Raw genomic sequence first — 21900 nt, 5'->3', positions numbered from 1 at the left:
AATATGGCACATACCATGATCGTAACGAGGCCGAGCAGACGTCGCGAGTCCTCCGCGAAGGTCTTGGCCGATCCGCGATGAGAGCGAGTGCAAAGTGACCGTCTCCGACATTCACAAGGTTGAGCAGGGGGTAAGCCTGCGCGGTCGCATCGGTGAATCCCTGTCTGCAGCCATCATCTCCGGCGAGCTTGCACCAGGCACCCTCGTCTCCGTGCCCACCCTCGCCGCCCAATTCGAGGTGTCTGCCACGCCCGTGCGTGAGGCGATGCTCGACCTCGAGCAGCGGGGATTTGTTACCTCGGTTAAGAACAAGGGTTTCCGGGTTACCGAAGTCAGCGAAAATGACCTTCGGGAAATCGTCGAACTGCGCCAGCTCCTCGAAGTTCCGGCGATGCGCTCGCTCGCTTCGGACTTCCCGGTAGCCACGCTTCCCACGTGGCGGACCATGGCTGCGGAGATCACTGACTATGCCGATAGCTCCAACCTCAGCGGATTCATCGAGCGCGACCGTGATTTTCACCTCGGCCTACTTGAGTTGTACGGCAACAAGCGACTCGTCGACGCGGTGCGAGAACTGCGGCAGCAAACCCGCATGGTCAACCTGGTCCGTATGCGGGAAAGTAACAAGCTGCACGATTCCGCTCAGGAGCATCACGAGATGCTCGATCTCCTGGAGAAGGGAGACGGCGAGGCCCTCGAGAAGCTCATCATTGTTCACCTTAGCCACGTCGTCAGTTGGTGGTCCGGGGCGATCGCTAGGCAGTGATTGGTCTTCTCAATTCCCCTGTCGGGGCGAGGCGCATTCGGGGAATTTAGGGCGTTGACGGCGCGCTGTGTGCTATGTCATATTGTACTCGTTACCTGAACGTCACCATCAAAGAAGAGGCAGACATGAAATTCGGAAAACGCGGCTCGATACTGCTCTGCATTGCCACAGCGGTACTGCTCACAACTTCGGCCTGTAGTGGCGGCCTGCTCGGCGGTGGAGGCAACGGGGGCGACAGCACGGGCGACTCGGGCCCGATCAAGCTTGGCATGGTCATTCCGATCTCGGGCAGCAGCGCTCCGACCGGTGCGTATATGAAGAACGGCGCCCAGTTGGCCGTGGACGAGATCAACAAGGCTGGCGGAGTGCTCGGTCGTCAGCTCGAGCTAGACGTCGAAGACGAAGCCTGCGACGCTCAGCAGTCCGTGGCCGGCGCCAACAAGGCTGTCTCCAATGGTGTCGTCATCTCGGTCGGCGGATACTGCTCGGGCGCGACCTTGCCGGAGATCCCGATCTTCCAGAAGGCCAACATCCCGATGATCATCCCCGCGGCCAACTCGCAGGATTTGGTCAACCAGGGTGCCAAGAACGTCTTCATGATCAACGGTACGGGCAAGCAGCAGTCCACCGCCGCTCTCGCCTTCATCAAGAAACAAAAGTTCGCCACCGTTGCGTTAGTCGACGACAACACGAGCTACTCCAAGGACATCAACACCGAGACAAAGTCGCAGATAGAGGCAGACGGCGCAGTGAAGGTCGTCCTCAGCACCTCGGTGACCGCCGGGGAGAGCGACTACTCGTCAGTCGTGCGCGACATTATGGGCGCTAAGCCCGCACTCGTCTATTGGACCGGCTATTACCAGGAGGGCGGTCTGATCATCAACCAGCTGAAGAACGCTGGTTTCGCAGGCCAAATCATGGTGGCCGACGGTAGCGTCGACCCGTCACTGGCTCAAATCGCGGGAGCGGGAGCTGACGGTGTCTACGCCACGATGACGCAAACTCCCGACACACTCAAGGGTGCCGAAGACTGGATCGCCAGCTACAAGAAGGCGTTCAACTCTGACCCCGGGCCGTACTCGACCCAGTCCTACGACGCGGTCCGCCTCGCGGCCGAGGCGATCAAGCAGGCCAAGAGCACCGATGGTGCCGCTATCATCACGGCGCTTGAAGCCATCGACGGGTTTCAGATGTTCTCCGGCCCGCTCAAGTTCACCGCGGAGCACACGCTGTCCAGTGGCGGATTCGTGATCCTCGTGATCAAGGACGGCAAGTTCAGTCTCGAGGACGACCTGTCCTAAATCCGTAGTGAAGGATGCCGCGGCCGGCTGCTCAAGCTGGCTGCGGCATCCATCACCCACGCTCATGGAACGGATTGGCATGATTCAACTCATTTGGGACGGACTGTTCGTCGGTTCGTTCTACGCCCTGATCGCTTTGGGCTACAGCATGGTCTACGGCATCATCAAACTCCTCAACTTCGCGCACGGCGACATCTATATGCTTGGCGCCTTCATTGGTTTTGCCGTTCTCACCTCGGTGGGCGGAATCCCCGCTTCGCTCTCTATCGGCGCGCTGCTGGTCGTAATGTTGGTCAGCATGCTGCTTACCGGCACGGCCGGCGTCCTGATTGAGAGACTCGCCTACCGTCCGCTTCGGGGCGCGCCTCGCCTCGCGGTCCTGATCACCGCGGTTGGAGTCTCGTTCTCGCTTGAGTACGGCATTAGCGCACTTGCAGGGCCGAACCCGCGTGCGTTCCCCATCCGGCTCGAAGGCAACGTCTTCGTCCTGCTCGGGGCCCGCATATCGCTGCCGCAAATCATCCTTATGCTCATTGCCGCGATGCTCATGGTGCTGCTGAACTTCTACGTTGAGAAAACCTCGACCGGGCGGGCAATGCGCGCCATCTCGCTGGACCGCAATGCCTCGCTGCTGATGGGCATCAACGTCAATCAGGTGATCTCTCGCACCTTCTTCATCGGCTCGGCGCTGGCCGGAGCGGCCGGAGTTATGGCAGGCGCCTATTACGGCAAGATCGATTTCCTGATGGGATTCATCATTGGGCTCAAGGCGTTCACCGCCGCGGTCATCGGCGGGATCGGCAACATCAAGGGCGCGATGCTCGGTGGGCTCGTGCTCGGTTTCGTTGAAGCGTTCGGCGCCGAGTGGTTTGGCGGCCAATGGCGCGACGTCTTCGCCTTCGCCGTACTCATCCTCTTCCTGACTCTGCGGCCCACCGGAATCCTAGGACAGCGCGTTACGGAGCGTGTCTGAAATGAGCGAAAACGTCGACACGACCCTCGCGCCCCGGACGACGAGGCCGCCCGCCTCGCCGATCTCTCGGCTCTTTGAAAGCAAGCAGCTCGGCTGGATCGCCCTTGCCATCGCCCTGCTCATCCCGCTTCTGATCGCGACACCGTACTCACTGAACGTGATGACAACCGCGGCGATCTTCGTGCTCCTCGCCTCGGGCCTGAACATCGTGGTCGGCTACTGCGGTCTGCTCGACCTCGGTTACATCGCCTTCATGGCGGTCGGCGCGTACACCGCCGGGATCATCGCCAAGGCCTTCGATTTGCCGCTGATCTTCACGATCCCCGCGGTGATCATCATGACGGTTTTGGCCGGTCTCATCATCGGTGCGCCAACGCTGCGATTACGCAGCGACTACCTGGCCATCGTTACCCTCGGCTTCGGCGAGATCACCCGCATTACCGCCAACAACCTCTCGATCACTGGCGGTCCGTCCGGCATCTTCGGTATTCCCGGGCTGCTGAAGATTGGCGACTTCGACCTGCAGGAACCGGCCGTGTTCTACTACGTAACCGTTCTCGTGGTCGCCGCTTTTGTTCTCGCGGCCGCTCGTTTAGGCAAATCACGACTGGGTAGGGCTTGGCGTTTTGTCCGTGAAGATGAAGACGCCGCGGAGGCGATGGGGATCCACACCTACAAGGTGAAGCTGATGGCCTACATCTTCGGCGCGGTCTGGGGCGGGTTCGGCGGCATCCTGTTCGCCGCGCATCTCTCAGCAGTCTCACCACAGAGCTTCGTTTTTCTCCAGTCGGCGCTCGTGCTGATGGCCGTGGTGCTCGGCGGCATGGGCAACATGCGCGGTGTGGTGATCGGTGCGTTGGTGATCAGCCTGCTGCCCGAGCTGCTGCGTGACCTTTCCACCTACCGGTACCTGGTCTTCGGATTATTGCTGGTCGTGGTGATGGTGTTTCGTCCGCAGGGATTTTGGCCAGCGCGCGGGTACGAGCCCGAACGCATGGGCGATGTCAGCGACCGCAGACTCGCGAAGGGAACGGTTCGTTGACCGTCGTTCTCGAAGTCAAGAATCTTCAGATTGCCTTTGGCGGTGTGAAAGCCGTCGACGGGTTGAGCTTCTCTGTCGACGCGAAGGAGATCATCGCAGTGATCGGCCCGAATGGCGCCGGTAAGACGAGCGCCTTCAACTGCATCACCGGCTTCTACAAGCCTTCCAGCGGGGCCGTGTTGCTCTACGGGCAGAACATTACCGGCAAGCGCCCGGCGGACATCGCCGCGGCCGGGGTGTCGCGTACGTTTCAGAACCTGCGGCTATTCCCTGACTTGACGGTTCTTGACAACGTGCGCGCCGGGATGCACCTGTACGGTGGGCAGAATTGGCTGGACGCTATCCTGCACACCCCTCGCTTCAAACGCAGTGAGGCCGCCTATACGGAAGAGGCCCACCACTGGCTCGATTTTGTGGGCTATTCCGGCGCCCGCGGGGTCCCCATTCGCAATCTGTCCTATGGCCAGCAGAAACACGTGGAGATTGCCCGGGCGCTCGCGCGCAAGTCTGGGCTGTTACTGCTGGACGAGCCAGCGGCCGGGCTGAATTACACCGAAAAGCGGGATCTGCTTGACCTGTGCCAGCGAATCCGAGAATTGGGTACCGCGATCGTGCTGATCGAGCACGACATGGGCCTGGTGATGGAGCTCTCGGAGCGCATCGTGGTGATGAACTTCGGCAAGGAGATCGCGGACGGCACCCCGGCCGAGGTCAAGGCGAACCCCGCCGTGATCGAGGCGTATCTCGGTAAAGACGATGACGAGGAGGTATCAGCTCGTGGCGATGCTTGAGTTTGACAATGTCGCGGTGTACTACGGCAAAGTGCAGGCGTTGCGCGGCATCAGCCTCACGGTTGAGGAGGGTGAAATCGTCGCCCTCCTCGGCAACAACGGCGCGGGTAAGACCACGACCCTGTCCACGGCCTCCGGGCTGGTCAAGTCGCACAGCGGCCGTGTCTCGTTCAATGGAACGGACATCACCAAGGCGATGCCGTGGAATGTCGTCGGCGCCGGCCTGATCCACGTGCCGGAGGGACGCCGTATTTTCAGCACCATGACCGTGCTCGAAAACCTGCTGCTCGGCGGCTACCTCGTGAAGGACCGCGCCCTCGTCGCGAAGCGGATCGCGACGGTTTACGAGCTACTGCCGCTTTTGGCCGAGCGCAGCACCCAGCAGGGCGGAACGCTATCCGGCGGTGAGCAGCAGATGCTCGCCATTGGGCGTGCGCTGATTGCCGGACCAAAGATGCTCATGCTCGACGAACCGTCGATGGGACTGGCCCCGTTGATTGTCGCCCGGGTGATGCAGGTCATCTCCGAGATTCGTGACCAAGGTACGACGGTGCTGCTCGTTGAGCAGAACGCGCGCGCCGCGCTCAAGGTGACCGACCGGGCGTACGTCATCGACGGGGGAACGACCACGATCGAGGGTCGCGCGGTCGACCTCTTGGGCGATTCCCGCATCATTGATGCCTACCTGGGTGCCTGAGGGATGGTAGCCATGTCTGGACAGACTGGGCAATCGGTCCAACTGCACCTCACCGTCGAAGATCAGGCGAAGCTTTCCGGCGCTCTCGGGCCCGGCATGGCAATGGCCATGCGCATCGTCGTGGCGCTAGCGCGCCTCTCGCTCGCGCCGCAGTTGATCGACGTGGAGTCCGCGCACATCGACGGATGCCTCTACCACGGCCAGGCCGGGCTCGACTTCGCCGAGAAACTGGTCGAACTGGGTGCCGTCGTGACCGTGCCAACCACTCTGAACGTCAGTTCACTCGACCTCATGCATCCGGGGCTCGTCCGGCAGGGCCCGGCCGAGACGGCAGCAGCTCGTCGGCTGATGGATGCGTACGTTGCGCTTGGTGCCCGGTCTACCTGGACCTGCGCGCCGTATCAGCTGGACGGGCGGCCGACGGAGGGCATCGATATCGCTTGGGCCGAGTCGAACGCGATCGTCTTTGCGAACTCGGTGCTCGGCGCCCGCACTGCTCGCTACGGCGACTTCGTCGACATTTGCGCCGCCATAACTGGCCGCGTTCCGCTGGCTGGTTTGCACGTGCCGGAGAACCGAGTTCCGACCATGCAACTGGATTGCTCGGGGATCCCGAGCCGGGTGCTCGACTCCGACGCGGCCTGGGCTGCGCTTGGGTTCGTCGTCGGCCAGCAGGTCGGCGAGAGCGTCTGCATCCTCACCGGACTCGCGCCGGAGATCGCCAACGAGGACCGCCTCAAGGCGCTCGGTGCGACCGCGGCATCAAGCGGCGGGGTCGCCCTCTTTCACATCAAAGGAGTAACCCCGGAAGCGGTCGCAGCCGGCGCCGCGTGGCCAGCCGAGGGGGTACTGCGTGTGGAAATCACCCCGACGATGTTGCGGGCGGCCCGCGATGAGTTGACCACCGCCACCATCGGCGATCGCCTCGATGCGGTATCGATCGGTACACCCCACTTCTCGCTGACCGAGTTCGCCAAGTTGGCCGAGATCCTCGACGACGGCGTGCCGTTCCACCCATCGTGCACGGTATGGATCTCCACGTCGCGCGATGTCCTCGCGACGGCCCAAGCGGCCGGGTTCGCGCAGGTCTGCGAGGCGTCAGGCGCGAAAATCGTTGTCGACACCTGTACCTACCTGGTGCCGATCCTCGCCGAGACGGTGCGCACGGCCATGACCACCTCTGGCAAATGGGCCTGGTATGCGCCGGCCAACATGGGTATCAGCGTGATGTTCGGCTCCCTGGCCGAGTGCATTGACTCGGCGCGCGCGGGGCGGGTGATTCGCAGTGAGTCGGCTTGGCAGTGACGCGGCAGTCCGGCAGGTCCGCGCCCTCACGCTCTGTGCAGGAGACGGATTCGGGGAAATTCTCTGGCTCGATGAACCGCTGTCGTTCTGGGGCGGAACGGACCTCGCCAGCGGGGTCATCATCGACGTGCACCACCCGCAGCGCGGGCTCTCCTTGGCTGGTCGCGTGGTCGTGATGAGCGCATCCCGCGGGTCCAGTTCCTCCTCGAGCGTGCTGGCCGAGCAGGTACGCGCGGGCGTCGGTCCTGTCGCCATCGTGCTGTCGTCCCGCGACCTGATCGTGACGCTCGGTGCCCTCGCGGCAGCCGAGATCTACGGAATCCGGATGCCAATCCTGCTCCTCGATGCGGCCGGGCTTGCCCTGCTGCCGCGGTCGGGACCGGTCGTAGTCTCCGCGACCGACGCCGCAGCATCCGTCAACTGGTCCGTTCCGAGCACGTCGTAGTGTGTAACATATTATTGCAGGGCAAACCAGCGCAGAGCAAAGGCGGAGCGGAATGACCAACGACGTGATCATCGTCGGTGCGGGCATCATCGGCGCAGCCTGCGCACGGTCGCTCGCCGCCGCCGGCTGTGATGTCACCGTTGTGGACCGCGGAACGACCGCGGGCGGCACGTCCTCCGCCTGTGAGGGCAACCTTTTGGTCTCCGACAAGGGCCCGGGCTACGAACTCGTGCTCGCCCAATACGCATCGACGCTGTGGAAGGCTGCCGCAGTCGACCTCACCGAGCAACTCGGCCCGCAGTTCCCCTCCGTCGAATACGAAGCGAAGGGTGGCCTCGTCGTGGCCACGACGGAGGCCGGAGCCCGCGTACTGCTCGACTTCGCGGCGAGCCAACGCTCCGCCGGCGTCGACGCGTGCGTGCTGGACGCCGATGCGGCCCACGAACTCGAACCCGACCTCACGCCGGGGATCACGGCCGCGGTGCATTACCCGGAAGACGCGCAGGTACAGCCAACCATCGCTACCGAGGCCCTAATGGCCTCGGCCAGGCGCTATGGAGCCCGGCTCCTGGAGAACACGCCGGTGACCGGGGCCATCCTCGATTCGGCCGGTGCCCTCGTCGGGGTGAAAACCCCCGCCGGCGACCTGCGCGCGAGCCGGGTACTCATCGCGGCCGGCCCCTGGTCAGGTGACGTGGCAGCGCTTCTCGGGGTGCACCTGCCTGTGCGTCCGCGCCGCGGCGAGCTGCTCGTCACCAGCCGTATGCCGCACCGAATTTTCCATAAGGTCTACGACGCCGACTACGTGGGCGCCGTTGGCTCCGATGACAGTGCCCTGCAGACCTCCAGCGTGATCGAATCCACGGCCGGCGGCACGGTGCTGATCGGTTCCTCCCGTCAGCAGGTCGGGTTCGACGCGCGCCTCCGCGTAGATGCACTCAGCGAGATCGCGGCGAAGGCCCTCCGCCTCTTCCCGTTCCTCGCGGGCGCCGCGGTGATACGCAGTTACGGCGGATTCCGCCCATTCATGCCAGACCATCTACCGGTGATTGGTGAAGACCCGCGGATGCCGGGCCTCTGGCACGCGGCCGGCCACGAGGGTGCGGGAATCGGCCTCAGCCTCGCCACTGCCGAACTCCTCACTGCGCTCATGCTGAAGCGCCCCACGCACCTCGACGCTTCTCCCTTCTCCGCAGCACGGGCATCGCTCGCGCCTCACCTCAAGGCGGCCTCCTATGCCATCTAGACTGCTTCCATTTTGCAACGACTCGATCCGGCCCGCGTCGCCGACCCCAGTGACGATTACCGTCAACGGCGAACCGATGACCGGCGTGACCGGGCAGAGCCTCGCCGGGGTCATCCTCGCCGGCGGCACGCTCGGGTTCCGCCATACCTCTGTCGCCGGGCGTCCGCGGGGCGTATTTTGCGGAATCGGCGTCTGCTACGACTGCCTGGTCGAAGTCAACGACCAGCGCGACGTGCGCGCCTGCCAGCGCCGCGCGGCCGAGGGCGATGTCGTCAGATCCCAGCACGACCCACTTCCGGCCGGGCCTGGCGAGGCGACCCCAACACCGGGAGTAACAGCCTCATGATCCAGGTCCTCGTCATCGGCGCGGGGCCGGCCGGGCTCGCCGCCGCCCGCGCGGCACGCAGGCTGGGCGCCTCCGTTACGCTGCTTGACTCGTCCGACCAGCTCGGCGGACAGTTCTGGCGCCATCTCCCCGCCGCCCGGCCCGCCGCGCGAGAACGCATCCTGCACCACGGCTGGGACACGTTCCAGTCACTCAGCGCGACGCTTGAATCCGACGGCGGATGCCGCATCATCCGTTCCGCGAACGTGTTCGCCCTGGAAACGGCTGCGGCCGGACCCGGCACGGTGCACGTCATCGTCGGCGCCCCCGACGGTGTCGGCCGCAAGCGCCTGAGCTTCTCACCCGATGCCATCGTGCTCGCCACCGGCGCGCATGACCGCACCCTGCCATTCCCTGGTTGGGACCTACCCGGTGTATTCACCGGCGGCGCGGCGCAGGCCCTCGCCAAGGGTGAACGACTCGCCGTCGGCCGCCGTGTCGTCGTCTCGGGCGCTGGCCCGTTCCTGCTTCCCGTTGCCGCATCGCTGGTCGCGGTTGGGTCCCGCGTGCTCGGTGTGTACGAAGCGAATCGACTCCCAGCGCTGGTACGTGGCTGGCTGCCGCGGCCCTGGCAGCTGCTCGGCGCGTGGAAAAAGGGCGCAGAACTCGGCGGGTACGCTCGCGGCCACCTGGCCCATCGCATCCCGTACAAGCTCGGCCGAGCCGTCGTCGCCGCGCACGGAACCGACCGGGTCGAGTCGGTGACCGTGGCGGAGATCACGGCCGACTGGACGCCGATCCCCGGCACGGAGCGCCGCATCGCGGTCGACGCCGTGTGCATAAGTCATGGCTTTACTCCCAGGCTTGAACTAGCCGTCGCTGCGGGCTGCGCACTCACCCTTGAACGGTTCGTCCGGGTCGACGACCGACAACACAGCAGCGCCCCCGGTGTTTACGCGGCCGGTGAAATCACTGGAATAGGCGGCGTCGATCTGGCCCTGGCCGAAGGCACCATCGCCGGCCACGCCGCTGCCGGCGGAACTATCGGCGACCGCGCACTGCGCACCACAGTGCGCGGTCGCCGCACCTTCCAAGGGTTCGCCGCGCGCATCGAGGCGGCCCATGGCATCCGCGCCGGCTGGCCGGAGATGCTGACGTCCGACACGATCGTCTGCCGCTGCGAAGAAGTGACCTATGGGCACCTGTGCGAAACGGCGGAGAGCACCGGCTCGCGATCGCTGCGCGCTATAAAGCTCAGCACGCGCGCGGGCCTCGGCATCTGCCAGGGCCGCATCTGCGGGCGCAGCGTCGAAGAGCTCCTCGCCTGCCGCGCCGGGGGTGGGTTGGTCGATGGCGTGAACACAGACCGTCGACCCATCAGCGGCACGATCAGGCTCGGCGAACTTGCCGCCGCGGTGACCCCCGCAGATTCCTACCGTCTCACCAGCACGTCTGAATCCTCGAAAGGAACGTTATGACCAAGCAGGCCTTCGACCTCGGCGGCGTCATCGTCGCCACCACCCTCGCCTTCAAGAAAGACACCTCCGCGCCTGCCGGCCTCGCCGTCGACTACGACAAGTTCGCCGCGCACTGCGACTGGTTGATTAGCAACGGCTGCCGCGGAGTCGGTCCGAACGGTTCGCTCGGTGAGTACTCTTCCCTGACCGACGACGAGCGCCGCAAGGTGGTCCAGGTCGCCGTGGAGGCGGTCGACGGTCGCGGCCTCGTTATCGCTGGCGTGCACGGTGTCGGCTGGCACCAAGCGAAGCAATGGGCCCAGTACGCCAAGGATGACGGCGCCGATGGGGTGCTGCTGCTTCCGCCGACGATCTACCGTGCGAACGAGTCGGAGGTCGTTGAGCACTATCAGCACGTCGCTGAGGTCGGTCTGCCGATCATGGCTTATAACAACCCGTTCGACACCAAGGTCGACCTCGTTCCCAGCCTCGTCGCGAAGCTCGCCGAGATCCCGGAGGTGGTCGCGATCAAGGAGTTCTCCGGCGACATCCGTCGGGTGCTGGAAATCAAGGAACTCTGCGACATAGACGTCATCTCAGGTGCGGACGACCTGCTCTTCGAGTCGCTCGTCGTCGGCGCGACCGGCTGGTTCGCTGGCTACCCCAACGCATTTCCACGTGAGGCTGTCGAGATTTACGACCTGGTCAAGGCCGGAAAAATTCCGGAGGCGCTGGAGCTGTACACCAACCTTGTCGCCGTCTTCCGGTGGGACTCGAAGACCGAGTTCGTGCAGGCTATTAAGCTGTCGGTCGATCTCGCTGGCGGCAGCTACGGCGGGCCGACTCGCCCGCCGCGCGGACCGCTCAACGCGGCGCAGGAAGCCCAGGTGCGGGCGGACACCAAGAAGGCGCTCGACTACTTATCGACCCGCCGCGTCATCGTAGCCGCGTAGCCGCGTAGCTCAGCATCACTTTTGAGGGGACTGCACCATGCGTTTGAAACGGATGTTCACAGCCGTCGATTCCCACACCGAAGGGATGCCCACCCGGGTGATCACCGGTGGTGTGGGCGTGATCCCCGGCGCGACCATGAACGACAAACGACTCTATTTCATGGAGTATCTAGACGACATTCGTCTGTTCCTGATGAATGAGCCCCGTGGCCACAAGGCGATGAGCGGCGCGATTCTTCAGCCCTCGACCCGACCCGACGCCGACTGGGGCGTCGTGTACATCGAGGTCTCCGGATGCCTGCCCATGTGCGGCCACGGAACCATCGGCGTCGCCACGGTCCTAGTCGAAACCGGCATGGTCGACGTGCAGGAACCGGTCACCACAATCCGGCTGGACACTCCGGCCGGGCTGGTGATCGCCCGTGTCGCCGTCAGTGACGGGCACGCCGACTCGGTGACCATCGAGAACGTCCCGTCGTACAGCGTACGACTCGATGACTCGGTGGACGTGCCCGGCTATGGCACCCTGCCATACAGCCTGGCCTTCGGCGGCAACTTTTATGCGATGGTCAACCTCGACGCGGTGAACCTGTCGTTCGACCGTGCCAGCCAGGAGGAGATTTTGCGGGCGGGTCTGGCCATCATGAGCGCGATCAACGCCACCAACCCGCCACGGCATCCGGAAATTGACGGTCTCGACCACTGCCATCACGTCGAATTCATCGCCCCTGGTTCGACCGCGCAATATTCACGGCACGCGATGGCGATCTACCCCGGATGGTTCGACCGCTCGCCCTGCGGCACCGGCACGTCGGCGCGGATGGCCGAACTCTGGGCACGCGGCGAACTTGCCCTCGACCAAGACTTTGTCAATGAATCCTTCATCGGGTCAAAGTTCACGGGCCGCCTGGTCAGGGAGACGACCGTAGCCGGCATCCCCGCGGTCGTTCCCACCATCACCGGCCGCGCGTGGGTAACGGGGATCGGCCAGTACCTGCTCGATCCGTCCGACCCCTTTCCAACCGGATTCCAGTTCTAGGAGCACTATGACGTCTTATGTAAACTCTCCCTCCACGCCGGCCCCGGCGCCGACTTCGCCCGCCGAATCCGGACAGGTCGCGCAGCGGGCGACGGATGCCTCACCCGTCTGGGCAGCACTGCCGCCGCGTGAACGCGCGCGCGCCCTCGTTGCCGCAGCGGACGCACTGGAGGCCAATCGGGCGGAGCTGGTTGCCGTCGCGATGAGCGAGACCGGCCTCAGCGAGGCTCGCCTCACCGGCGAACTGACCCGAACGGCCGTCCAGCTTCGACTGTTCGCGGACACCATCGTCGATGGGACATACCTTGACGTGCGCATCGACGACGCAGACCCCCACTTCGCGCTCGGCGTGCGGCCCGACCTCCGCCGCTATCGCATGCCCGTTGGTCCCGTCCTGAACTTCGCGGCGAGCAACTTCCCGTTCGCGTTCTCCGTGGCCGGCGGCGACACCGCGGCCGCCTTGGCGGCCGGTAACCCGGTGATCGTGAAGGCCCATTCCGGGCACCCCATGCTGTCCGAGCGCACGGGCGCGATCGTGGCCGCAGCTCTGGAAGTTGCGGGAGCCCCGGTCGGAACCCTGCAACTCATCTATGGACAGGCGGCCGGCGTCGACCTGTTGAAGGACCCCCGCATCGCAGCTGCCAGCTTCACGGGATCAATCCGCGCCGGGCGCATCCTTGCGGACATCGCGGCAGCCAGGCCTGCACCGATCCCATTTTACGGCGAGCTGGGTAGCGTCAACCCGGCTTTCGTAACGCGGGCGGCACTTTCCGAGAGGGCGGACACGATCGCTGACGGATACGTCGCCAGTGTCTCCGGTTCGGCTGGCCAGCTCTGTACAAAGCCCGGTTTTCTTTTCCTGCCCGTTGGGCACGGGCTCGCCGACGCACTCGCTGGCCGCGCGGATACCGTTGCTGAGCATCGCCTGCTGAATCCTGGAATCGCCGCGGGGTACCGCGCTCGGCGAGCCAGTATCCTTGCCGCGCCCGGTGTCACTCCGATCGCGGAGGGCTCATTGCGCTTCGATAACGAGGGGCAAGGTTGGGCCACACCGACAATCGTCAGCGTTCGCGTGGACGATTTGATCGCCCAGCGTGACGCCCTGCTTGACGAGGCTTTCGGACCGCTGTCTATCGTGGTCGAGTATGAAAGTGAAGACGAGCTGGCCGCTCATGCCGAAGATCTGTTTGAGGGTAACCTCACCGGAACTGTGCACGCGGGTGCTGGGGAGGCCTCGCTGTCCCTTCGCGCGCTGATCCGGTGGATCGCCGAGCACGCCGGACGGGTGCTCTTCGGCGGCTGGCCGACCGGGGTGGCAGTCACCCCGGCAATGCAGCACGGGGGACCGTGGCCGGCGACCACCAACGACACCAGTACCTCTGTTGGCAGTGCAGCGATCGACCGGTTCCTGCGCCCGGTCGCCTACCAGGACATGCCACAGGCACTTCTCCCCGAACCACTTCGTGACGAAAACCCCTGGGATGTTCCGCAACAGCGCGGCCTTGAGGGGGAGTCCCTCACGTGGGGTCATATATAGGACGACGTGCTTCGCTTCGGTGAGGAACACCCTCCTTCCCCGCCGCACACCGTGACGTCGACGTACCGCACCGTGACGTGGACGTACCTCACCGTGGTTTCACGGAAAGCACCCAGAATTACCTGCAGAACCGCACCGAGAAAGGCACAAGCAGGCGAGACGTCATCCGGTATATCGAAGGGTTCTACAACTGCGGAGCCGGCCTTCTGCGCTGGGTTATCGCCGGCCCAATGAGGTGCACCATGGCTATCGACTGCCAGCATTGGCAGCGTAGAAGAATCCATTAATCCCGCTGTCCGAAATGCCCGCAGCAACGCACTCGATTGTGCTTAGGGTCGCGCGGACTCCAGTTTCGCCATCAAGTCGGCCTTGTTCAGGCGGGTGTAGCCAACGATCTTGTGCTTCTTTGCCTCTTGCCGGAGCTCGGCCAGGGTCGGCGCGGAGGGCCGGGGGAGGGCCGCACCCAACGGCGCTCCCGGGCTGGACTTCTTTGCGGGCGTCGCCTGGAAGCGAGCATTCTCGGTCGCGGCAGCAAGCTTGCCGGCCGCTTTCTCGTGTTTGGCCGCCAACTTCTGCGTTTGCTTTGATAAAGCCTTCGCCTCTTTGCGCAACTTTGCGCTGGAGTGGGCGACGGCTTTACGGGCGGCTTGCACAGATTTTTCAGCGCGTGCTAAAGCCTTTTTCACTTTCTTCTTATCGCGGCTGGTCGAAACGGACGTGGGCTTACCATTCGATGTCTGCGCCATTCCGCGCACCTCCCTGAATCGTCGGCACGTGGCCGTTGTCTACACAGTAGCGATACCAGTGACCGGTGCATATGCCGCTGCATCACGACGACTTCGGTGACGCTGCTGGTTAAGACGCCAGCGTTCGTCCTACAGAGAGCCCCGCTTGACCTTCGACGATGACCGAACGTAGTCCCACAGTTGGGCAAAGACTCGAGCGGCTTCGGATCCCGGTGCGTATGCTCCGATCGGGGCGCGTTCGGCACCCATCCGTTCGATCACGACAGTTGCGGGGACGACGATGTCGATCACCTGTGGGTGTTCCTGCGGCAGAAGCTCGGCAGCAGAACGGTGCACAAGTTTGCGGCGATCCACCATTGACAGGAAGGCGAAAACCTTGGGCGGCCGGTCCGATACTTCGATGATCTCGTTGACCTGCGCCAGCGACCGGAGCGACAGCGGCGACGGAACGAGCGGGACCACGGCGAGGTCGGCGGCGTGGAGCGCGTTCGTGGCGACGAGAGAAGCCCCGGGCGGGCAATCGAGGATCACGACATCGTAATGATCTGACACTGATTCGAGCATCTTGGCAAAACGCTGAGTCGACTTCTTCGCCGCGTCCAGGGCAAGTTCGAGACGCCGGTAAGTCTCGTCAGCCGGGAGCACGTCGAGATTCGCGTACGCGGTCGACCGGATGGCAGCATCCATCTCCGTCTTCCCGCGAATGAGAGAATCCACGCCCCCCTTCACCCTGGCCTTCACATTGAGGACATACGTCGAGGCGCCCTGCGGGTCCAGATCCCACAGCAGCACCCGGCACTCTCGGGACGCCTGCCAAGCAAGATTGACCGCCGCAGTTGTCTTGCCGACCCCACCCTTGGTGCTGTACACCGCAACCGTTTTCATAGCCCCATCCTAGAAGCCACCAAGTCCTCGTCGCGAACACCGCTGACGATGTACGCCACGGCATCGGCGGGTGATTCCCCGGGCCAAACTGGCTCTGGCACCGGCGAGAATGGGTGGCCGGGGAGTGGTATGGAAAGGTGGCCCGGGTCGCCCTTGCGCCGGAGCGCGATCGGCGCGCTCGTTCCGAGCTGCTGCTGTTCGCTCGGCCATTCGACGTCAGCCGGGGTCAGCAGGCGCAGGTCGTCACGTTCCATGTCGGCCAGGATGCGATGGATCTGACCGGGGTTGCTGCGCGGGGCGAGTCGCCGCCGCCAAAGTTCGCCCGTGGCTGGGTCGATGCCGTTGGGCAGGCGAACGTCGGAGGTGATGAACTGAACGGTCTCCGTTGCACCGAGCCGAGCGACCAGGTTCCCGTAATCGCGTCGCCGAGCTCGGACAGCGCTGCGAGTGTCATTCTCGCTTCTCGTCTTCATCCATAGCCGGGCGTCTTCGATCTGAATACACAATGCGCCTGCGATTCCGACCAAGACTGCGAGGATGGGAAGCGTGCGAGCGGGCGTGGAGTGGATGGAACGGCAGCAAGTTCCGCTGTACCTGGCCGCGCTCGTGGCCGGCGCCGGGATCGGCCTTTTGATCCCTGGGGTCGCCGCCCCGGCAGAGCTCGCGATCAACCCCGTCCTCGGGATGCTGCTCTATGCGACGTTCCTCGGGGTGCCGTTCGCGAAGATGGGGTTGGCATTTCGCGACTGGCGGTTTCTGACCACGATCCTCGTGATCAACTTTGTGGCCGTCCCGGTCGTCGTATTCCTGCTGTCTCGGATCGTCGCCCACGACCAGGTCTTGCTCATCGGAGTGCTGTTCGTGCTGCTGACGCCGTGCGTCGACTACGTCATCGTGTTCACCGGCATCGCCGGCGGCGCCAAGGACCGCCTTCTTGCTGCAGCCCCGCTGCTCATGCTCGCCCAGATGCTGCTGCTCCCGCTGTATCTGTGGCTGTTCGTCGGTTCCGAATTCGTCCAAGCCGTCGACCTTGCACCGTTCGTCGACGCGTTCCTGCTCCTGATCGCCCTGCCCCTCGCAGCAGCAGCGCTCACGCAGTTCGCCGCCGCCCACATCCGTGCCGGGCGGATCGTGCAGGACGTCCTGCTGGGGGCGATGGTGCCACTGATGATGCTCACCCTCGCCGTCGTGGTGGCGTCGCAGATCACCGGCGTCGGACAAAAGCTGCCCGCGCTGCTACTCGCCATCCCCGTCTACGTGCTGTTCGCTGCCGTCATGGTGCCGATCGGGGCCGTGGCCGGACGGATCGCGCGACTCGACGTGCCGGGACGACGGGCGATCGTGTTCAGCGGCGTCACCCGAAACTCCCTCGTCGTCCTGCCCCTCGTCCTGGCCCTGCCCACAGCGTTCAACCTTGCCCCACTCGTTGTCGTCACCCAGGCCCTCGTTGAGCTGATGATCATGGTCGTCTTCGTCCGACTCATCCCACGACTCCTCCCCACACCAGCAAGAAACCACGCCGCCACGACAATGCCGCTCCACTCACGAGCCCACATACGCGAGCCGTGAGTTGTCGTCTCAGCTCAGAATCGCGAGCTGGGGACGTCATCCGCACCGTCATGTCGAAGGTCGCGAGCTCGTGGGGGACTCGCTGTCGTTATCGAGGTCGCTGAGCTTGTCGAGAACGCACGCGCGATATCGAAGTGGCGGCGCTGCGCCACAGGGCACGGGGCAACGCCGTCCGTCACGTTCTACCCGGTGCTGCTCGGTGGTGGTATTACGTTCTTCCCCAAGCGTGGGCGCCGAGTAGATATTGAACTCGTCGAAAGCCGCACCCTCGGGTAGGTGTCGACGACGGTTGAAAATTGAGCCACTATCGACGGTGACACTGGTCCACTTGTTGTGTGTTTTATAGCGCCGCGTTTTCGGCGCGGACTGAAGGTAGAGATTCGATCCCGGTGTTGTACAGCCGGTAGCTGGCGCCTTTAAGGGTTAGTACGTCGGCGTGATGGACGATGCGACGGTTCGCGTTGCTGGGCCATCCAGGAGCGCACGTCGGAGATCGCGAATTTCAGATGCTTGCCGAACCGGTACGCAACGGGGCTTTGCCGTGCACGCGCCAGTCGTAGTGAACCGTCCCGGGTTTCATGCCGCCGTTTTGTTGGCGGCTTCGATGTTTGTCGGGCCGTTTGTTTCAGCGTAGTAGTTGCGTTCATATTCTTCGGGCGGCATGTTCCCGAGCGCACTGTGCAGGCGCCGATTGTTGTACCAGTCCAGCCAGTCGAAATGGAGTTTCTCAACGTCTGCGAGGGTCTTCAACGGTCCCGTCACGAAGGGTGAGTTCTTCGCCACGGCCTCGTTCTTGTAAAGCCCATGACCGTCTCCGCGGCCGCGTTATCGTAGGCGTCGCCGATGGTTCCGATCGAGGCGACGAGGCCTTCCAGAGCGACAGTCTCGGTGAATTTAATCGATGTGTATTGAGATCCGGCATCGGAATTAAGCCGAATTCGGCTTAACAGTGATCGCGGGTTTCAGTTCCGTTCCCACGCGTTTCTTCGGGTGCTGAAGAACAACGGCATCACCGGATCGATGGGCCGCGTTGGCGCGTGCGGTGACAACGCCGCCTCGGCAAACTCACCCCGATCGAGTTTGAGACAATGAACATGGCCCTCACGGCCGCCTGAAACCACTAACCCACTGAGTCAACTGAAATCGGGGCAGTCCCCAACGTTGTCTGGCCTCTTGGAATGAGCGGACTGCCAAGGCGCTCAGGTCGTGTACCAACTCGTGTCCGTAGCGCGTGCTTTTCAGGCGCGCGGGACGTAGCGCCTCGGCGCGAACGCCCGGGCGACTAGGGCGCGCAGGCTTTCGAGGCTTCCGGTGACCAGGCCCTGCGCGCGCGCCTGCACCAACACGTTGCCAATCGCCGTCGCCTCAACCGGACCGGCCAGCACGGGCAGCCCCGTGCGATCGGCGGTGAGCTGGCAAAGCAGTTCGTTTTGAGAGCCGCCGCCGACGACGTGCACGGTGTCGATGCTGGTTCCCGAGAGTTCGGCGGCGACCCGCAGCGTGTGCGCGTAGGCATCCGCGAGGCTTTCGACGATGCTGCGTACGAGCTCGACGGGCGTCGCCGGCTCGCGCAAATCGTGCTCCCGGCAATAGTCGCGAATGCGGCTCGGCATGTCGCCCGGCGGGAGAAAGCGCGGATCATCCACATCGAACACGATGACCGGCCCCCTCCACGCGCCGGCCTGGGTCAGCAGGCCGGGCAGATCGAAGGTCTGCCCGGCCAGCTCCCAGGTGCGCAGCGATTCGCTCAGCAACCACAAACCCATGACGTTGCGCAGGTAGCGCACCCGTCCGTCGACACCGCCCTCGTTGGTGAAATTCGCCGCCCGGCTCGCCTCGGTGAGCACCGGTCCGGCTAGTTCAACACCGACGAGAGACCAGGTCCCCGACGAAATATAGGCGGCATTACCCGAGATCATCGGCACGGCCACCACAGCGGATGCCGTATCGTGCGACCCGACGGTCATCACGTCGATGCTGTGGCCGGTTCCGATCTCGGCCAGTACCTCGGGAAGCACCGAACCCACCCGGTTTCCCGCATCGACCAACCGCGGAAACAGCCCGCGCGGCAGCCCAAGCCGGTCGATCAGCTCGTCGTCCCATTCTCCGCCCGCAACATCGACCAGCCCCGTCGTCGAGGCGTTCGTGCGCTCCGCGATCTTCTCACCGCTCAGCCAATAGGTGATCAAATCTGGAATAAGCAGCATCGAATCGGCGTCGTCGAGCGCGCCGTCGAGTTGGTCGGCGGCCAGCTGGTACAGCGTATTAAAAGGGAGGAATTGCAAGCCGTTGCGTCCGTAGAGCTCAGTCGGTGGGGCGATCGCATGCACGGTGGTCACCCCTGCCGCGGTGCGGGTGTCGCGGTAGTGAAATGGGTTGCCGAGCATCCGCTGCCCGCGCAGCAGCGCGTAGTCGACCGCCCATGAATCCACGGCTACACCGAGCAACTCCGGTTCCTCGCGTACGGCCGAACGCAGGCCGCTGATGGCACCGCGATAAAGGTCGAGAATGCTCCAGTGCAGCCCATCGATCGTGCGCACAGGGGTGTTCACGAACCTCGCTACCGAGCGGATGTTCAGTTCGTTGTGTCCGACATGACCGAGAATGACCCGCCCGCTTGACGCGCCGAGGTCAATCGCCGCAACCGTGCCGGCGTTCATGCGCCACGTTCCTTACCGAGAGCGGTCGCAAGGAACACGATTGCCTTGCAGAATGACCGCTCTTGTTTATATAGGGCGCAGTTCCCGGCGAACACGGCCATTTCCATCAGCGCAAGAATGCGGCGGCCACACCGGCGTCGACGGGAATGTGCAGCCCGGTGGTGTGGCTCAGGTCGCTCGTGCACAGCACGAACACGGCGTTGGCGACGTTCTCCGGCAGCACCTCACGCTTGAGCAGCGTGCGCTGCGCGTAGTACTTGCCGAGGTCCTGCTCCTCGACACCGTATACCGCGGCGCGCTTGGCGCCCCAGCCGCCGGCGAAGATGCCCGAGCCGCGCACGACGCCGTCGGGGTTGATGCCGTTGACCTTCACGCCGTATTCACCGAGCTCGGCCGCGAGCAGCCGCACCTGGTGGGCCTGGTCGGCCTTCGTCGCCGAGTAGGCGATGTTGTTTGGGCCGGCGAAGACCGAGTTCTTTGAGGAGATGTAGATGATGTCACCGCCGAGCTTCTGGTCGATGAGCACCCGGGCCGCCGCGCGCGACACCAGAAAGGAGCCCTTGGCCATCACATTGTGCTGCAGGTCCCAGTCGGCGACCGAGGTCTCGAGCAGCGACTTCGATAGCGACAGCCCGGCATTGTTCACAACCAGGTCGAGTCCGCCGAAGGCGAGTACGGCGGCGTCGACGCCGGCCTGCACCTGCTCCTCGTCGGTGACGTTGGCCTGCACGCCGATGGCGACGTCCGTGCTGCCGATCTCGGCGGCCACGGCCTGTGCCTTGGCCAGGTCGAGGTCGGCGATGACGACGCAGGCGCCCTCGGCGGCCAGGCGGGTGGCGATGGCCTTGCCGATGCCGGAGGAAGCGCCGGTGACGAGCGCGACGCGGGTGGCGAGCGGCTTGGCGGCGGGCATCCGCTGCAATTTGGCTTCTTCGAGCGCCCAGTACTCGATGCGGAACTTCTCGGCCTCATTGATCGGGGCGTAGCTGGAGAGTCCCTCTGCGCCCCGCATCACATTGATGGCGTTTATGTAGAACTCGCTCGCGACGCGGGCGGTTTGCTTGTTCGCGCCATAGCTGAACATGCCAACGCCGGGAATAAGCACGACGAGCGGGTCGGCGCCGCGAATCGCGGGTGACTCGGCCGTCTTGTTGCGGTCGTAGTAGGCCTGATATTCTGCGCGATATTCCTCGTGCAGGGTCACCAGGCGAGTGAGCGATTCTTCAACGGATGCCCCGCTCGGCAGGTCCAGCAGCATCGGCTTGACTTTGGTGCGGAGGAAATGGTCCGGGCAGCTGGTGCCGAGGGCGGCCAGCCGCGGGTGCTCGGCGCGGGCGAGAAAGTCGAGCACCTCGGGGGCATCGGTGAAGTGCCCGACCTTGGGGGTGTCGGTGGAGACCAGCCCGCGAATCGTCGGCGCGAGAGCGGCAGCGCGCGAGCGGCGCTCGGCCGGCTCCAACGCGGAAAATCCGTCGAGTAGCGGCCCGAACGGCGCTGGCCGCGAGTGTTCCTCTAGATAGGAGGCGGCGGTGTCGATGATCCAGAGCGAGTTCGCCTCGGTAGCCTCGCTCGTGTCTCCCCAGGCCGTGATGCCGTGACCGCCGAGAATGCAGCCGACGGCCTGCGGATTGGCCTCCTTGATCGCGGAAATGTCGAGTCCGAGCTGAAAGCCGGGGCGACGCCAGTCGACCCAGGCCACTCTGTCGCCGAAGATCGTCTGCGTGAGCGCTTCGCCGTCGGCCGCGGTCGCAATGGCGATGCCGCTGTCGGGGTGCAGGTGGTCGACGTGCGCCGCGTCGACGAGGGCGTGCATGGCGGTGTCGATCGACGGCGCAGCGCCGCCCTTGCCGTGCAGGGTGTAGTCGAACGCGGCGACCATCTCGTCTTCACGGTCGAGGCCGGGGTAGACGTTCTTCAGCGCCAGCAGCCGGTCCAACCGCAGCACCGCGAGCCCCCTCTCGGTGAGCGTGCCGAGGTCTCCGCCAGAGCCCTTCACCCACAGCAGCTCCACCGCCTCACCGGTGACCGGGTCGGTTTCCGTGCCCTTCGCGGAGGTGTTTCCGCCGGCATAGTTCGTGTTCTTCGGGTCGGCGCCGAGGCGGTTCGACCGGGCAATCAGCGCGGCGGCTGCGGGATTCAAAGTCATGAGGTTTCCTTGCAGGG

The 21900-nt window shown here is 64.4% G+C and carries 20 protein-coding genes and 3 pseudogenes; 17 read left to right on the top strand and 6 right to left on the bottom strand.

All coding sequences use genetic code 11. The annotated features are described in order from the left end of the window. Positions 1-94: 94 nt before the first annotated feature. From E3T50_RS04155 to E3T50_RS04085, 15 genes and pseudogenes are all read left to right on the top strand, one after another. Positions 95-766 (top strand): GntR family transcriptional regulator, encoded by a 672-nt coding sequence (locus E3T50_RS04155; protein WP_134550726.1) that lies wholly within the window; start codon positions 95-97, stop codon positions 764-766. A gap of 125 nt (positions 767-891) precedes the next feature. After that, positions 892-2067: a branched-chain amino acid ABC transporter substrate-binding protein gene (locus E3T50_RS04150; protein WP_134550725.1), complete on the top strand. Its 1176-nt coding sequence runs from the start codon at positions 892-894 to the stop codon at positions 2065-2067. Positions 2068-2146: 79 nt separating this feature from the next. After that, complete coding sequence (locus E3T50_RS04145) at positions 2147-3040, top strand: branched-chain amino acid ABC transporter permease (protein WP_134550724.1); 894 nt, start codon at positions 2147-2149, stop codon at positions 3038-3040. Between the two features lies 1 nt (position 3041). Further along, positions 3042-4082: a branched-chain amino acid ABC transporter permease gene (locus E3T50_RS04140; protein WP_134550723.1), complete on the top strand. Its 1041-nt coding sequence runs from the start codon at positions 3042-3044 to the stop codon at positions 4080-4082. Beyond that, complete coding sequence (locus E3T50_RS04135) at positions 4079-4873, top strand: ABC transporter ATP-binding protein (protein WP_134550722.1); 795 nt, start codon at positions 4079-4081, stop codon at positions 4871-4873. The genes E3T50_RS04140 and E3T50_RS04135 overlap by 4 nt, the downstream gene beginning before the upstream one ends. Next, positions 4866-5570, top strand: a complete 705-nt coding sequence (locus E3T50_RS04130; RefSeq protein WP_174844728.1) for an ABC transporter ATP-binding protein — start codon at positions 4866-4868, stop codon at positions 5568-5570. Before E3T50_RS04135 ends, E3T50_RS04130 begins: the two co-directional genes overlap by 8 nt. Before the next feature lie 12 nt (positions 5571-5582). Then, positions 5583-6875, top strand: a complete 1293-nt coding sequence (locus E3T50_RS04125) for an aconitase X (RefSeq protein WP_134550720.1) — start codon at positions 5583-5585, stop codon at positions 6873-6875. Further along, positions 6856-7320 carry an aconitase X swivel domain-containing protein gene (locus tag E3T50_RS04120; protein ID WP_198417944.1) on the top strand — a complete coding sequence of 155 codons (465 nt, stop codon included), beginning with the start codon at positions 6856-6858 and terminating at the stop codon, positions 7318-7320. The genes E3T50_RS04125 and E3T50_RS04120 overlap by 20 nt, the downstream gene beginning before the upstream one ends. 52 nt (positions 7321-7372) lie before the next feature. After that, on the top strand, positions 7373-8566 hold the full coding sequence (locus E3T50_RS04115) for an NAD(P)/FAD-dependent oxidoreductase (protein WP_134550719.1): 1194 nt from the start codon (positions 7373-7375) through the stop codon (positions 8564-8566). After that, positions 8556-8912 (top strand): (2Fe-2S)-binding protein, encoded by a 357-nt coding sequence (locus E3T50_RS04110; protein WP_134550718.1) that lies wholly within the window; start codon positions 8556-8558, stop codon positions 8910-8912. The genes E3T50_RS04115 and E3T50_RS04110 overlap by 11 nt, the downstream gene beginning before the upstream one ends. Continuing rightward, positions 8909-10369 (top strand): FAD/NAD(P)-dependent oxidoreductase, encoded by a 1461-nt coding sequence (locus E3T50_RS04105; protein ID WP_134550717.1) that lies wholly within the window; start codon positions 8909-8911, stop codon positions 10367-10369. Before E3T50_RS04110 ends, E3T50_RS04105 begins: the two co-directional genes overlap by 4 nt. Beyond that, positions 10366-11301 carry a dihydrodipicolinate synthase family protein gene (locus E3T50_RS04100; protein WP_134550716.1) on the top strand — a complete coding sequence of 312 codons (936 nt, stop codon included), beginning with the start codon at positions 10366-10368 and terminating at the stop codon, positions 11299-11301. Before E3T50_RS04105 ends, E3T50_RS04100 begins: the two co-directional genes overlap by 4 nt. A 37-nt stretch (positions 11302-11338) precedes the next feature. Further along, the gene (locus tag E3T50_RS04095) at positions 11339-12340 is read left to right on the top strand and encodes a proline racemase family protein (RefSeq protein WP_134550715.1); all 1002 of its coding nucleotides are present in this window, start codon (positions 11339-11341) and stop codon (positions 12338-12340) included. Between the two features lie 7 nt (positions 12341-12347). Continuing rightward, positions 12348-13877 (top strand): aldehyde dehydrogenase (NADP(+)), encoded by a 1530-nt coding sequence (locus tag E3T50_RS04090; RefSeq protein ID WP_134550714.1) that lies wholly within the window; start codon positions 12348-12350, stop codon positions 13875-13877. 119 nt (positions 13878-13996) lie between these two features. Next, a pseudogene (locus E3T50_RS04085) lies at positions 13997-14151 on the top strand (IS3-like element ISAar4 family transposase); the annotation flags it as partial. A 55-nt stretch (positions 14152-14206) separates the two neighbouring features. Here the strand turns inward: E3T50_RS04085 and E3T50_RS04080 are convergent. The 3 genes from E3T50_RS04080 to E3T50_RS04070 form a co-directional block, all read right to left on the bottom strand. Beyond that, positions 14207-14623, bottom strand: coding sequence for a Rho termination factor N-terminal domain-containing protein (locus E3T50_RS04080; protein ID WP_134550713.1), 417 nt, complete (start codon positions 14621-14623; stop codon positions 14207-14209). A 129-nt stretch (positions 14624-14752) separates the two neighbouring features. Continuing rightward, positions 14753-15508 (bottom strand): ParA family protein, encoded by a 756-nt coding sequence (locus tag E3T50_RS04075; protein ID WP_134550712.1) that lies wholly within the window; start codon positions 15506-15508, stop codon positions 14753-14755. Beyond that, positions 15505-15981: a hypothetical protein gene (locus E3T50_RS04070; RefSeq protein ID WP_134550711.1), complete on the bottom strand. Its 477-nt coding sequence runs from the start codon at positions 15979-15981 to the stop codon at positions 15505-15507. The genes E3T50_RS04075 and E3T50_RS04070 overlap by 4 nt, the downstream gene beginning before the upstream one ends. A gap of 64 nt (positions 15982-16045) precedes the next feature. Here E3T50_RS04070 and E3T50_RS04065 point away from each other — a divergent pair, with 64 nt between their 5' ends. Then, on the top strand, positions 16046-17077 hold the full coding sequence (locus tag E3T50_RS04065) for an arsenic resistance protein (RefSeq protein ID WP_166784197.1): 1032 nt from the start codon (positions 16046-16048) through the stop codon (positions 17075-17077). 576 nt (positions 17078-17653) lie between these two features. Here the strand turns inward: E3T50_RS04065 and E3T50_RS04045 are convergent. Next, positions 17654-17869 (bottom strand): annotated as a pseudogene (locus E3T50_RS04045) (integrase core domain-containing protein); the annotation flags it as partial. Positions 17870-18013: 144 nt separating this feature from the next. On the opposite strand from E3T50_RS04045, the pseudogene E3T50_RS16925 reads away from it, so the two are divergent. Further along, a pseudogene (locus E3T50_RS16925) lies at positions 18014-18133 on the top strand (IS3-like element ISAar45 family transposase); the annotation flags it as partial. A gap of 182 nt (positions 18134-18315) precedes the next feature. Here the strand turns inward: E3T50_RS16925 and E3T50_RS04040 are convergent. Further along, entirely contained in the window at positions 18316-19737 is a 1422-nt protein-coding gene (locus E3T50_RS04040) for a rhamnulokinase (RefSeq protein ID WP_134550708.1), read from the bottom strand. A 106-nt stretch (positions 19738-19843) separates the two neighbouring features. Continuing rightward, positions 19844-21883 carry a bifunctional aldolase/short-chain dehydrogenase gene (locus tag E3T50_RS04035; RefSeq protein WP_134550707.1) on the bottom strand — a complete coding sequence of 680 codons (2040 nt, stop codon included), beginning with the start codon at positions 21881-21883 and terminating at the stop codon, positions 19844-19846. Positions 21884-21900 lie beyond the last annotated feature (17 nt).

This window comes from Cryobacterium gelidum (genome assembly GCF_004403985.1).
GTDB lineage: Bacteria > Actinomycetota > Actinomycetes > Actinomycetales > Microbacteriaceae > Cryobacterium > Cryobacterium gelidum.
The sequence above is the reverse complement of the archived record's forward strand: the minus strand, read 5'-3'. Positions and strand labels throughout refer to the sequence as shown.

Coding starts and splice junctions, on each gene's coding strand:
- E3T50_RS04150 (WP_134550725.1), top strand. CDS start 892: ATGAAATTCGGAAAACGCGGCTCGATACTGCTCTGCATTGCCACAGCG.
- E3T50_RS04070 (WP_134550711.1), bottom strand. CDS start 15,981: ATGAAGACGAGAAGCGAGAATGACACTCGCAGCGCTGTCCGAGCTCGG.
- E3T50_RS04040 (WP_134550708.1), bottom strand. CDS start 19,737: ATGAACGCCGGCACGGTTGCGGCGATTGACCTCGGCGCGTCAAGCGGG.
- E3T50_RS04130 (WP_174844728.1), top strand. CDS start 4,866: ATGCTTGAGTTTGACAATGTCGCGGTGTACTACGGCAAAGTGCAGGCG.
- E3T50_RS04115 (WP_134550719.1), top strand. CDS start 7,373: ATGACCAACGACGTGATCATCGTCGGTGCGGGCATCATCGGCGCAGCC.
- E3T50_RS04145 (WP_134550724.1), top strand. CDS start 2,147: ATGATTCAACTCATTTGGGACGGACTGTTCGTCGGTTCGTTCTACGCC.
- E3T50_RS04090 (WP_134550714.1), top strand. CDS start 12,348: ATGACGTCTTATGTAAACTCTCCCTCCACGCCGGCCCCGGCGCCGACT.
- E3T50_RS04110 (WP_134550718.1), top strand. CDS start 8,556: ATGCCATCTAGACTGCTTCCATTTTGCAACGACTCGATCCGGCCCGCG.
- E3T50_RS04100 (WP_134550716.1), top strand. CDS start 10,366: ATGACCAAGCAGGCCTTCGACCTCGGCGGCGTCATCGTCGCCACCACC.
- E3T50_RS04125 (WP_134550720.1), top strand. CDS start 5,583: ATGTCTGGACAGACTGGGCAATCGGTCCAACTGCACCTCACCGTCGAA.
- E3T50_RS04075 (WP_134550712.1), bottom strand. CDS start 15,508: ATGAAAACGGTTGCGGTGTACAGCACCAAGGGTGGGGTCGGCAAGACA.
- E3T50_RS04105 (WP_134550717.1), top strand. CDS start 8,909: ATGATCCAGGTCCTCGTCATCGGCGCGGGGCCGGCCGGGCTCGCCGCC.
- E3T50_RS04065 (WP_166784197.1), top strand. CDS start 16,046: ATGGGAAGCGTGCGAGCGGGCGTGGAGTGGATGGAACGGCAGCAAGTT.
- E3T50_RS04035 (WP_134550707.1), bottom strand. CDS start 21,883: ATGACTTTGAATCCCGCAGCCGCCGCGCTGATTGCCCGGTCGAACCGC.
- E3T50_RS04095 (WP_134550715.1), top strand. CDS start 11,339: ATGCGTTTGAAACGGATGTTCACAGCCGTCGATTCCCACACCGAAGGG.
- E3T50_RS04080 (WP_134550713.1), bottom strand. CDS start 14,623: ATGGCGCAGACATCGAATGGTAAGCCCACGTCCGTTTCGACCAGCCGC.
- E3T50_RS04140 (WP_134550723.1), top strand. CDS start 3,042: ATGAGCGAAAACGTCGACACGACCCTCGCGCCCCGGACGACGAGGCCG.